Source organism: Bradyrhizobium sp. RT6a (assembly GCF_040547675.1).
Classification (GTDB): Bacteria; Pseudomonadota; Alphaproteobacteria; order Rhizobiales; family Xanthobacteraceae; genus Bradyrhizobium.
This window is the reverse complement of the sequence record NZ_JBEPQC010000002.1, coordinates 1260763-1272104: the sequence shown is the minus strand read 5'-3', so window position 1 is coordinate 1272104 and position 11342 is coordinate 1260763. Positions and strand designations below refer to the sequence as shown.

Genomic DNA, 11342 nt, shown 5'->3' with positions numbered 1-11342 from the left:
CGCGCCGTAATTTCATTTTCATTCCAAGACGTTGCCCAAGAGCAACGCCCCGCAACGCCACAAAAAAGCCCCTATCAGGATGAGGCCATCCGGAGGATGTCGTTATAGGTGGCAAACACCATCAACATCAGCACCAAGCCGAGCCCGATTCGGAACCCCATCTCCTGAGTTCGCTCGGACAGGGGTCGCCCCCGCGCCACCTCCGCCGCATAGAACATAAGGTGACCGCCATCGAGCAGCGGGATTGGGAACAGATTCAACAGGCCGATCGACACCGACAGCACCGCGCAGAGGTTGATCACGAACTGGAACCCGGCGCTGGCGGCCTGCCCCGACATTTTGGCAATGCCAAGCACGCCGCTGACTTCGTTCGGATTGCCGTTCCCGACGAACAACGAGCCCAGGAACTTGAAGGTACTGGTGATGATGAACCAGACCTGCTCGACCCCGATCTTGAGCGCTTCGCCGACGCCGACCGGCGACGTCGAGGCCTCGCCGGCCTGAGACTTGTGCTCGATGCCGAGCACGCCGAGACGGTGGCTGTTGCCGAAGGGATCCTTGCGCTCGAGCAGCGCCGGGGTCGCCGTCAGCGACACGATGGTGCCGTCCCTCTTGACCTGGAAGGCAAGCGGCGAACCGGCATTCATCGCAACCATGCGTTGCATGTCGGCAAAGCTCTCGATCGGCTTACCGTCGATCTGGACGACGACGTCGCCAATCTTGAAGCCGGCCGCCGCCGCAGCGCCGTCGGCGACCACACCGTCGACGCGCGCGATCGTGCTCGGCTTGCCGTAATACAGCGCCATGCCGGCGAAGATCAGCGCGCCCAGGATGAAATTGGCGATCGGTCCGGCGGCAACAATGGCGGCGCGCGGGCCGACCTTCTTGTGATGAAAGCTGCCGGCGCGCTCCTCGGCCGTCATGGCCGCAAGCTTCTCGGACGATGGCGTCGAAGCCTCGCTCTCGTCGCCGAAGAACTTGACGTAGCCGCCAAGCGGGATCGCCGAGATCTTCCAGCGGGTGCCATGGCGGTCGTTGAAGCCGACCAGCTCAGGTCCGAAACCGAGCGAAAAAGTTAACACGCGAACGCCCGCCCAGCGCGCGACCAGAAAATGGCCGAGCTCATGGAAGAACACGACGATGGTCAGGACGAACAGGAAGGGAACCGCGTAGCCGAGGAGCCCATGGCTCAACGTATTGAAACTATGGACAAAAAAGTCGATCATCGAATTCCCTCATCCAGCGCCGCAAGGCCCTGGCCCCGAACCATCTAGGATGCCTTTAAGGCAATTTGAGGCAATAGGGCGGCAGCCCTATTTCGCGCAACATGGTCAACGGCGATTGCATCGTCCGCTGACGTCAGCGGGACCTGGTTCCCGCTGCGGATCCAGTCGTCCAGCGTCGCCTCCACCAGCCGGGCAATCGCGCCGAACCGGATCTTGCCGGCGATGAAGGCGGCGACCGCAACCTCGTTGGCGGCGTTGTAGACCGTGGTCGCCCCCTTCCCGGTCCGGAGCGAATCGAACGCCAGCCGCAGCCCGGGGAAGCGCTCGAAATCCGGCGCCTCGAAGGTCAACTGGCCGATCTTGGCCAGATCGAGCTTGGCGGCCGGCCCCTTGATGCGGTCGGGCCAGCCGAGGCAATGCGCGATCGGCGTACGCATGTCGGGTGAGCCGAGCTGGGCCACGACCGAGCGATCGGAGAACTCGACCATGCCGTGGATGATCGACTGCGGATGTACGAGGACGTCGATCTCATCCGGGCTCAGCGCGAACAGATAGGAAGCCTCGATCACCTCGAGCCCCTTGTTCATCATCGAGGCGGAATCGATCGTAATCTTCTGGCCCATGCTCCAGTTCGGATGCTTCAGGGCTTGCGCGAGTGTCGCCTGCTCGATGTCGGCAGGCTTCCAGGTCCGGAACGGGCCGCCGGAGGCCGTGATGATGACACGGACGAGCTCGTCGCGATTGCCCGAGCCGAGCGCCTGGAACAGCGCATTGTGCTCGGAATCCGCGGGCAGGATGCAGGCGCCCGCTTTCGCCGCGCGCTGCATGAAGAAATCGCCGGCGCAGACGAGACATTCCTTGTTGGCGAGCGCGACATGCGCGCCGCGATCGACCGCGGCCAGTGCCGGCTTCAGCCCGGCCGCGCCACTCACGGCGGCCATCACCCAATCGGCCGGACGCGCGCCGGCCTCGATGACCGCGCTTTCGCCGGCGCCGCATTCGGTGCCGGTGCCCGCGAGCGCAGCCTTGAGCTCGGCAAACTTGGAGGTGTCGGCGATCGCGACGTAACGCGCCGAAAATTCTTTCGCGAGCTTTGCCAGCGCCTCGACATTGCTGTTCGCCGTCAGCGCCTCGACACGGTAGCGCTCGGGAGAGGCGCGCAGCAGATCCATCGTGCTGTCGCCGATCGAGCCGGTGGCGCCGAGAACCGTGACGCTGCGGACGGTCGACGCCGCAGCCTTGTTGTTACGCAATGGAACCGCGCTCATATGTTCACCAAACCATAAGACCGCTTCCGGCGCTATGCACACCATGGCGGAGGAAGCCGATAATCCATGCCACCAGGATGGCAGCGACAAAACCGTCCAGACGGTCCAATAGCCCGCCGTGGCCGGGAATTAAGTGACTGGAATCCTTGACATCGAAGCGCCGCTTGACCGCGGATTCGAACAGATCGCCGCAGGCCGACACGACCGAGAGGACCGCGGCGACGAGCAGCAATGGAGCCAACTTTCCGATCCCACAAGCGGCAAAGGCGACCGCGACCAAAAGGCTCGCGGCAAAGCCGCCGAGCGCTCCTGCCCAGGTCTTCTTGGGGCTGACGCGCGGCCACAGCTTCGGTCCGCCGATGCCGCGGCCAGCGAAATAGCCGCCGATATCGGTTGCCCACACCACGAGCAGCACGAACATCAGCGCGGCGAAGCCGTTCACGAGATCCTTCCGCAGCAGGATCGAGGCGAGCAGCGCTGCCGATGCATAGGCGAATCCGGAAGCCGCCCAGACGAACTTGCCTCGCGCGATCACCGTCACGATCGCACCGCCAATCAGGCCGGTGATGATTGCGGTCTTCAGCGCGCCAAAGGCGACGCACAAGCCCATCGTGGCGATGACGATCGTCCCCGCCCCGGTCAGCGCGGTCGAGCCTGCGCCCACCACCATCAGCCATTCCGCGAACAGTCCGATCGACACCAGGGTGACGAGCAGCGCCCAGAGCCAGCCGCCGGCATAAGCGAGTGCAATGGCGAGCGGCGCCAGCACCAACGCTGCGAGGATTCGCATCACGAGATTGCTCGGGGCAGGCTGAGAGCCGGCCGGTGCGGACTCGGGTTCGCTCACGAGGCGGTTTTCGCGACCAGGCCGCCGAAACGGCGCTCGCGCCTGGCGAATTCGGCGATTGCGCCTTCCAGCGCCGCCTTGTCGAAATCGGGCCAGTGAATCGGCACGAAGACAAGCTCGCTATAGGCGGCCTGCCACATCAGGAAGTTGGACAGACGCTGCTCGCCACTGGTGCGGATGATGAGATCGGGATCGGGAATGTCGGGCGCGTCGAGATGAGCGCCCAGTGTCTCGGCGTCGATCGTATCAGGATTGCGCCGGCCCTCGGCGACTTCGCGCGCGAGCTTCTGCGCCGCCTTCGCGATCTCCTGCCGCGAGCCGTAATTGAAGGCGACGACGAGCGTGAGCCGCGTGTTATCGCGCGTCAGTTCCTCCGCCTCGTTGAGAAGTGCGCAGATGTCGCCCTCAAGTCCGTCCCGCTCGCCGATGATGCGCACCCTGACGCCGTCGCGACGCAGGCTCGCCAGATCATTGCGGATGAAGCGGCGCAACAGGCCAAAGAGATCGCCGATCTCGCTCGCCGGGCGTGACCAGTTTTCCGAGCTGAAGGAGAAGATGGTGAGATAGCGGATGCCAAGCTCATGCGACGCGCGAACCACGCGGCGCAGGGCCTCCACGCCGCGGCGATGGCCTTCCGCCCGTGGCAAGCCGCGCGCGGCCGCCCAACGCCCGTTGCCATCCATGATGATGGCGACATGCGCAGGCGCATCGGACCGATCGGGTCCTTCCGTTGCGGGCGCGGCGGCGTTGGACATGAGGCTGCCTTAAAGCATGACCCGGAAGAATGCGAAGCGGTTTTCCGAAAAGATCATGCGCGAACAATAACCTAAAGCGCGATCCATCGCGCTTTAGACGGTGAGGATTTCTTTTTCCTTGGCGGCCAGCAACTGGTCGATCTCGGAGATCGTGCCGTCGGTCGCCTTCTGCACCTCGTCGGCATGGCGCTTCTGATCGTCCTCGGACATCTCGTGATTCTTCTCGAGCTTCTTGAGAACGTCGAGACCGTCGCGGCGAACATGGCGCGCGGCGACCTTGGCGGCTTCCGCGTATTTGTGCGCGACCTTGACGAGCTCCTTGCGACGCTCCTCGTTGAGCTCGGGGATGCGCAGGCGCAGCACCTGGCCTTCAGTCGCCGGCGACAGGCCGAGATTGGAATCGACGATCGCCTTCTCCACTGCCTTGACCATCGACTTGTCCCAGACCTGCACCGAAATCAGGCGCGGCTCCGGCACGCTGACGGTGGCGAGCTGGTTCAGCGGCATGTGGCTGCCATAGGCGTCGACCTGCACCGGATCGAGCATCGAGGCCGAGGCGCGACCGGTGCGCAGCCCGCCAAGTTCGTGCTTGAGCGACTGGATCGCCCCCTGCATGCGGCGCTTCACTTCGTTGAGATCGAAATTATCCGTGGCCATCACGTTTCTCCTTCAAAATCCCGGCGACCTCTCCGCACCCTTCCTAAAGGGCGCAACGACAAGCCGTCAGCCGGCGACAATGGTTCCGTGGCCGCCGCCACGCAGTACAGCGCCGATCGAACCCGGCTCCGCAATCGAGAACACGATGATAGGCAGCGACGTCTCGCGGGCAAGCGCGAAGGCGGTCGCATCCATCACCTTGTAGCCGCCCTCGATCGCCTGAGAATGCGTCAGACGGTCGAACCGCGTCGCCGTCGGGTCCTTCTTCGGGTCGGCCGAGTAGACGCCATCGACATTGGTCGCCTTCAGCACCGCCTGGGCGCCGATCTCGGCGGCACGCAGCACCGCGGTCGTGTCGGTGGTGAAGAACGGATTACCGGTTCCGCCGCCCAGCAGCACGATCCGGCCCTCGGCGAGGTATTTGTGCGCCGCGGTGCGGGTGAACAGCTCGGAAATCTCGGGCATGACGAAGGCCGACAGCGTGCGCGCAGGCGTGCCCTTGCGCTCGATCGTGGCTTCGAGCGCGAGGCAGTTCATCATCGTAGCGAGCATGCCCATGGTGTCGCCGGTCGGGCGCGACACGCCGCGCGAGGAGACCTCGACACCGCGAAAGAGATTGCCGCCGCCGATCACGACGGCGACTTCGGTGCCGAGATGGCGGGCTGCGATCAGATCGTCGGCGACCCGGTCGATGGTCGGTTGATCGATGCCAAAACCCTGCGGTCCCGCGAGATATTCGCCGGACAGCTTGATCACGACGCGACGATAGACCGGATCAGTCATGAGCACTTTCCTTGTCCGGGCGCCGCTTCCGGCGGCACGCCGGAAGGAACGTTCCGGCGCTTACTTCTTGCCGCTGGCCGCCGCGACCTCGGCCGCGAAGTCGCTTTCCTGCTTCTCGATTCCCTCACCGAGAGCATAGCGCACAAAGCCCGCGATCTTCACCGGGCCGCCGACCTTGCCTTCGGCTTCCTTCACCGCCTGCGCCACCGACTTGCCGGTGTCGTGGATGAAGGCCTGCTCGAGCAGGCAGACTTCCTTGTAATAGGTCTTCAGGCCGGACTCGACGATCTTCTCGATCACGTTCTCGGGCTTGCCCTGCTGGCGATATTTGTCGGCGAGCACGTCCTTCTCGCGCTTGACGACCGCCGGATCGAGACCGGACGGATCGAGCGCCAGCGGGTTGGCGGCCGCGACATGCATCGCAATCTGGCGGCCAAGCGTTGCGAGCTCGTCGGCCTTGCCCGGCGATTCCAGCGCCACGATCACGCCCATCTTGCCGGCGCCCTCGACGACCGCGCCGTGGACGTAGCTCGACACCACGCCCTGGCTGACTTCGAGCGAAGCTGCGCGGCGCAGCGTCATGTTCTCGCCGATGGTGGCGATCGCGTCATTGATCGCTGTTTCGATCGTGACGTCGCCGACCTTGGCGGCCTTGATCTTCTCGACATCGGCGCCGACGTTGAATGCGACCTGGGCGATCATCTTGACGAGGCCCTGAAACTGGCCGTTGCGCGCGACGAAGTCGGTCTCGGAATTGACCTCGACCACGACGCCCTTGTTGCCCTTGGTGAGCGCGCCGATCAGACCCTCCGCGGCGACGCGGCCCGACTTCTTGGCGGCCTTCGACAGGCCCTTCTTGCGCAGCCAATCCTGCGCCGCTTCCAGGTTGCCGTCATTTTCGGTCAGCGCGGCCTTGCAGTCCATCATGCCTGCGCCGGTCGACTCGCGCAGGTCCTTGACCATCGCAGCTGTGATCGTTGCCATCGTTCAAAATCCTTTTTGCCTGCCGGTTTACCGCGGCGCGGCCAGATCGCCTCGCCGCGGTCCATCTCAGGAATTCGCGTCAACTGAAATGGTGGCCGGAGCTTGTCCGGCCAACCCATCGCTCTTTTTGACTATTCCGCTTCCGCGGTCAGCGCCTTGGCCTTGGCCACCCAGGCGTCCGCACGGCTCGGCAGGCCGACTTCTTCGCCGATCTTGTGCGCGGTGTCGTGATCGAGCTCGGCCAGCTGCCAAAAGTGGAAGATGCCGAGGTCGTTGAACTTCTTCTCGATCGCGCCCGATACGCCCGGGAGCTTCTTGAGGTCGTCGGAGGTGCCGCGCGGACCGGCGAGGCCCTGGAAGCCGCTCGTGGCAGCGGGCAGCTCTTCTGCGACCGGCCGAACCGAAGCGCCGACGTCGATGCCGGAGTCACCCTGGGCGCGCGAAATGCCGTCGATCGCAGCGCGCGCGATCAGATCGCAATAGAGCGCGATCGCGCGGCCGGCGTCGTCATTTCCCGGCACCACATAGGTGATGCCCTTCGGATCCGAATTGGTGTCGACGATCGCGGCGACCGGGATGTTGAGCCGCTGGGCTTCCTGGATCGCGATGTCTTCCTTGTTGGTGTCGATCACGAAGATCAGGTCGGGCAGACCGCCCATGTCCTTGATGCCGCCGAGCGAGCGGTCGAGCTTGTCGCGCTCGCGCTGAAGCGTCAGGCGCTCCTTCTTGGTGTAGGAGGAGGCATCGCCGCCGGCGAGCACGTCGTCGAGATGGCGCAGGCGCTTGATCGAGCCCGAGATCGTCTTCCAGTTGGTCAGCGTGCCGCCGAGCCAGCGCGAATTGACGAAGTACTGAGCGCAGCGCTTGGCCGCGTCGGCAACGCCGTCCTGCGCCTGGCGCTTGGTGCCGACGAACAGGATGCGGCCGCCCTTGGCGACGGTGTCGCTGACCGCCTGCAAGGCGTTGTGCAGCAACGGCACGGTCTGCGCGAGGTCGACGATGTGGATGTTGTTGCGAGCGCCGAAAATGAACGGCGCCATTTTCGGATTCCAGCGGTGAGACTGGTGACCAAAGTGCACGCCGGCTTCGAGGAGCTGACGCATAGTGAAATCGGGTAGTGCCATCGTTCTAATTCTCCGGTTGGTTCCTCCGGAAGCGTGTGAGCAGAACGGAGCGTTGTCGCCCCGGCTGCCACCGGACGGCCTTGTGAGCCATGCTTCCGTGTGAGATGGCGCGGTGTATAGCGCGATTTCGGCCAGAAGCAAGGAAATAAGGGCCTTTCGGGGCGGCTTTCGCCCGCGAGAGGCCCCCCTTCCCTAAAGACCGCGCGGCGGCCTAGCCCCTGCCTAGCATCTGGGCTGGTTCGGCGGGCACTTCTTTGCCGCCGGCGGCGGAGCCGCGGGACGCGGCGGAGGTGCTGGCGGCGGTGCTGCCGGCCGTGGCGGCGGCGGTGGCGCGACGGCCATCCGGGGCGGCGGAGGTGGCGCCGGCCGGGCGACCGGCGGCGGCGGCGCGGGTCGCGCCATTGGCGGCGGCGCCGGCCGAGCGACCGCTACGGGCGGAGCCACCCGCGCCGGTGGCGGCGGCGCAATACGCGACGGAGGCGGAGGCGTCGGCCGCGCCACGGCCTGAGGCCGCGGTGGTGGTGCCGACGGCCGGGCAGCCTGGGCGGGAGCAGCGCTCGGCTGATGCGGCGGCCTGATCGGCTCCCGCGCCGCCGAGGGCGGCGGCGTGACCGGTCGTCCAATTGCGCCAGGAGGCGTGCGGGCAGCCGCCGGCGAACCAGCGGGCTCGCGGGTCGCGGACTTGCCATGGTCCCCAGGCCCGGTCCCGGGCGGGGCCTGTGCCACCGGCGGCTTCGGCAGTTGGCCGGGCACAGCGGCTGAGTTTGTCGGCGTGGCCGCAGTCGCCGGCGCGGCGGCGGTCGGCGCACCGGGATGAGCCGCCGGCGGAGCGCCGGGAGTAGCAGTCGTCGGCACCCCCGCAGGCGCTCCCGGACGGGTCGGCGGCGGTGCGCCGGGTGCGGTGGCCGTCGGCTGCCCGGGTCTGCCGCCCGGCAATGGCCCGGCTCCCGCTGGCGGTGCAGGTGGGCCGCCATGGGTGCCGGGAACCGGCAGCGTGTTGGCTTGGGGCAGCTTGGCCGGTGGGGTTGCAAGTGGAGTGGCAGATGGACTGGCAGGCGGAGTGAGAGGTGGCGTACCGGTCGGCGCGACATTGGCCGGCCGCGCCGGAGGCGTTCCTGGCCTCGCCGTCGGCTGCATCGTCGCGCTCGGGGGCATCGGCGCCTTTCCCTGCTGGATCAGGGTGGCGCGCTGCACGGCCGCCTGCGGCATGGCTGAACCAGCCGGATTGGTGCGCCCGGCAATGGCCGGCGTGAGATTGCCTGGTCCGGCACCCGCCCCCACCGGCGGTGCCGGCGGCTGGTTGATCACCGTGTTGATGACCGTCCTGTTATGGATGTTCTGATAGATGATATTGTTCGGCGGCGGTGCGACATAGACCGGCGGCCTGACGAACACAGGGATCGGCACGAACATCGGCTGCGGCAGCACGAACAGGCCGATCACCGGCATCGGCGGCGACAGCACAACGAAATCCGGCGGCGGCGGCGGCAGATAGTAGACCGGCGGCGGTGGTGGCGGCGCGAAGCCAAAATCCGGATCGCTGAAATACAGCACGGGACGGTCGACATAGACCACCTCCTCCGGCGGCGGTGGCGGCACGTCGTAGTCGATCATCGCAAAGCTCGGCGGCGGCTCGGGCGGCGCGGTGAGGATCGCCAGGCGCCGGCGCGCATCCGCCGCATGCGGACCACGCGGATAGCGACGCAGATACGACCAATAGGCTTCCGGCGTGTCGGTGCGATAGGTCCGCCGCCAGGTGATGGCCTCGCGGCGCGCCGCGACGATCACCATCACCCGCTTCGACAGCGGGTCGCCCGGATAGGCGGTGAGAAACTCTTCGTAGGCAGGTAGCGTGTCGCGCGTGAGCGCGGCGGCATAGGCATCCTGCACGCCGAGATCGCGGATCGGCTTGTTGCGGATCGCGGCGACCTGGTCGGGTGCGGCCTCCGGCGGCGGCGCGTCGGGCCCGCGCTCGAAGAACGAGAATGGCGCCGATATCTTCTGCTCGTTCCAGGGCACCTGCGCGCCCTTGCTGGCCTCGTTGACGCGCAGGCGAACGCGGTCGAACACCTCAGGCAGCGGCAAGCCGCCGGTGCGGATCATCTCCGCCAGCGATTGCGCATAGATGCCGTAAGGTCCGGGCTCCTCGGGCGCCACCGTGCCGGGCGCGGCGTTGAACGCGATCAGCATGTTGGCGTCGGGCTCGACCAGCGCAAGTCCGCCCGCGATCTGCTGGCCGCCCTCCACGAAGGGCTGCGCCCGCGCTGCGTCGAGCACGACGATATTGGCCTTGAGCGGAACGGAGGCGAGCTGGCGGAGATAGTCGCCGATGCGCAGGCCTTCGGTCGGAATGTCGGTGTCGCGGGTGATGTTGGAATCGACCGGGATGAAGTAGTTCTCACCGGCGAGTTGCACGCCATAGCCGGCGAGATAGACCATCGCGACGGTGCCCGGTCCGGAGGCCTGCGCCTTCTGGATGAAATCGCGAAAGCTCTTGCGCAGCGTGTCGCCGTCGAGATCGCGGGCGCCGACGACGTCGAAGCCCGCCGCCTGCAGCGTCTGCGCGATCAGGCCGGCATCGTTTGCCGTCGTCGCCAGCGGCGACTTGGCATAGGCGCCGTTGCCGACCACGAGTGCGATACGCTTTTCCTGCTGCTGCGCACGCGCCGGATCCGGTACGCCGGCGGCTAGGACCGCGATCGGCAGGAGAAGGCAAATGAAGGCTCTGAGCGTCCCACGCATGGCTTGCTTGCCCGTTTTTGTTGTTGAGGTGCCGCCGCGCATCAGACGCGCCGCCAGCTGAATGGCACTTGAACGAAAGGCTTCCAAATAACGAAGGCTTGGATTGAGGCGGCGGCATGGCGCCCGCGCGCCCGCGTCAGCCTCGCGACAACGAACCGGCGCGAGCCGGTCCATCTCGTCAGATCTGCGCGATCAGGTCGACCGTTCCCGTCGTGAGCCGATAGATGCCGCCGACGACCTTCAGCTTGCCCTGCTCGACGGCCGCATTGAGGATCGGCGCGGCCGACTTAAGCTTCGCGACATTGTCGATGACGTTCTGCCGGATCGCCTTGTCGAGGACGTCCCCACCCTGCTGCATCGCAGCCTTCGCTGCGGGCGCGATCGCATCGACCAGCGAGGGAATATGGCCCGGTGGCGGCTTGTTGTCCTTGATCGCCTTCAGCGTCGCATCGACCGCGCCGCAACTGTCATGGCCCAGCACCAGAATCAGCGGCGCGTTGAGCACGGCCACCGCGTATTCCATGCTGGCGATGGTCTCCGTGCCGGCGAAATTTCCTGCGACGCGGCAGACGAACAGATCGCCACGGCCCGTGTCGAAGGCATATTCCGGCGCGATGCGCGAATCGGCACAGCTCAGCACGGCCGCGAACGGATTCTGTCCGCCGGCCAACGCCTCGCGCTCGTGCTTGAAATCGTGCCGCCGCGACATGCCGTCGACATAGCGCGCATTGCCTTCCGTCAGGCGCTTCAATGATGCGTCGGGCGACAGCACGTTCTGCGGCTTGGGCGGCGCCTTGGTCTCCTTGGCAAAGGCTCTGCCGGTCAGCGCGAGGCCGAGCGCCGAGGCACCAAACAACATCGCGGATCGTCGCGACGGCCCCGTGTTTCCCTGCAGAGCTTCAGAGCATTTGTCGCACATGTCGCGTTTCCTCCCGGCGAGGTGGACGATGGCATCG

Annotated in this window: 10 protein-coding genes; all 10 read right to left on the bottom strand. The window is 66.1% G+C overall.

Annotation, left to right across the window (positions count from 1 at the left end):
* Window positions 1–74 precede the first annotated feature (74 nt).
* The 10 genes from rseP to ABIC03_RS15965 all read right to left on the bottom strand — a co-directional run bounded on the left by rseP (window position 75) and on the right by ABIC03_RS15965 (window position 11305).
* Window positions 75–1226 carry an RIP metalloprotease RseP gene (rseP, locus tag ABIC03_RS16010; RefSeq protein WP_275171269.1) on the bottom strand — a complete coding sequence of 384 codons (1152 nt, stop codon included), beginning with the start codon at window positions 1224–1226 and terminating at the stop codon, window positions 75–77.
* Window positions 1227–1270: 44 nt separating this feature from the next.
* Window positions 1271–2494: a 1-deoxy-D-xylulose-5-phosphate reductoisomerase gene (gene dxr / locus ABIC03_RS16005; protein ID WP_354059039.1), complete on the bottom strand. Its 1224-nt coding sequence runs from the start codon at window positions 2492–2494 to the stop codon at window positions 1271–1273.
* Window positions 2495–2498: 4 nt separating this feature from the next.
* Window positions 2499–3284 (bottom strand): phosphatidate cytidylyltransferase, encoded by a 786-nt coding sequence (locus ABIC03_RS16000; RefSeq protein ID WP_354059037.1) that lies wholly within the window; start codon window positions 3282–3284, stop codon window positions 2499–2501.
* Window positions 3285–3337: 53 nt separating this feature from the next.
* The gene (locus ABIC03_RS15995; RefSeq protein ID WP_354059035.1) at window positions 3338–4096 is read right to left on the bottom strand and encodes an isoprenyl transferase; all 759 of its coding nucleotides are present in this window, start codon (window positions 4094–4096) and stop codon (window positions 3338–3340) included.
* A gap of 93 nt (window positions 4097–4189) precedes the next feature.
* Complete coding sequence (gene frr / locus ABIC03_RS15990; RefSeq protein WP_007603628.1) at window positions 4190–4753, bottom strand: ribosome recycling factor; 564 nt, start codon at window positions 4751–4753, stop codon at window positions 4190–4192.
* A gap of 66 nt (window positions 4754–4819) precedes the next feature.
* On the bottom strand, window positions 4820–5536 hold the full coding sequence (gene pyrH / locus ABIC03_RS15985) for a UMP kinase (RefSeq protein WP_018455040.1): 717 nt from the start codon (window positions 5534–5536) through the stop codon (window positions 4820–4822).
* 60 nt (window positions 5537–5596) lie between these two features.
* Window positions 5597–6520, bottom strand: coding sequence for a translation elongation factor Ts (gene tsf / locus ABIC03_RS15980; RefSeq protein ID WP_354059032.1), 924 nt, complete (start codon window positions 6518–6520; stop codon window positions 5597–5599).
* Between the two features lie 131 nt (window positions 6521–6651).
* Window positions 6652–7644, bottom strand: a complete 993-nt coding sequence (locus ABIC03_RS15975) for a 30S ribosomal protein S2 (protein WP_007610895.1) — start codon at window positions 7642–7644, stop codon at window positions 6652–6654.
* Window positions 7645–7866: 222 nt separating this feature from the next.
* Window positions 7867–10386, bottom strand: a complete 2520-nt coding sequence (locus ABIC03_RS15970) for a caspase family protein (RefSeq protein WP_354059029.1) — start codon at window positions 10384–10386, stop codon at window positions 7867–7869.
* A 178-nt stretch (window positions 10387–10564) separates the two neighbouring features.
* The gene (locus ABIC03_RS15965; protein WP_354059027.1) at window positions 10565–11305 is read right to left on the bottom strand and encodes a carbonic anhydrase; all 741 of its coding nucleotides are present in this window, start codon (window positions 11303–11305) and stop codon (window positions 10565–10567) included.
* Window positions 11306–11342 lie beyond the last annotated feature (37 nt).

Coding starts and splice junctions, on each gene's coding strand:
- rseP (WP_275171269.1), bottom strand. CDS start 1,226: ATGATCGACTTTTTTGTCCATAGTTTCAATACGTTGAGCCATGGGCTC.
- dxr (WP_354059039.1), bottom strand. CDS start 2,494: ATGAGCGCGGTTCCATTGCGTAACAACAAGGCTGCGGCGTCGACCGTC.
- ABIC03_RS16000 (WP_354059037.1), bottom strand. CDS start 3,284: ATGCGAATCCTCGCAGCGTTGGTGCTGGCGCCGCTCGCCATTGCACTC.
- ABIC03_RS15995 (WP_354059035.1), bottom strand. CDS start 4,096: ATGTCCAACGCCGCCGCGCCCGCAACGGAAGGACCCGATCGGTCCGAT.
- frr (WP_007603628.1), bottom strand. CDS start 4,753: ATGGCCACGGATAATTTCGATCTCAACGAAGTGAAGCGCCGCATGCAG.
- pyrH (WP_018455040.1), bottom strand. CDS start 5,536: ATGACTGATCCGGTCTATCGTCGCGTCGTGATCAAGCTGTCCGGCGAA.
- tsf (WP_354059032.1), bottom strand. CDS start 6,520: ATGGCAACGATCACAGCTGCGATGGTCAAGGACCTGCGCGAGTCGACC.
- ABIC03_RS15975 (WP_007610895.1), bottom strand. CDS start 7,644: ATGGCACTACCCGATTTCACTATGCGTCAGCTCCTCGAAGCCGGCGTG.
- ABIC03_RS15970 (WP_354059029.1), bottom strand. CDS start 10,386: ATGCGTGGGACGCTCAGAGCCTTCATTTGCCTTCTCCTGCCGATCGCG.
- ABIC03_RS15965 (WP_354059027.1), bottom strand. CDS start 11,305: ATGTGCGACAAATGCTCTGAAGCTCTGCAGGGAAACACGGGGCCGTCG.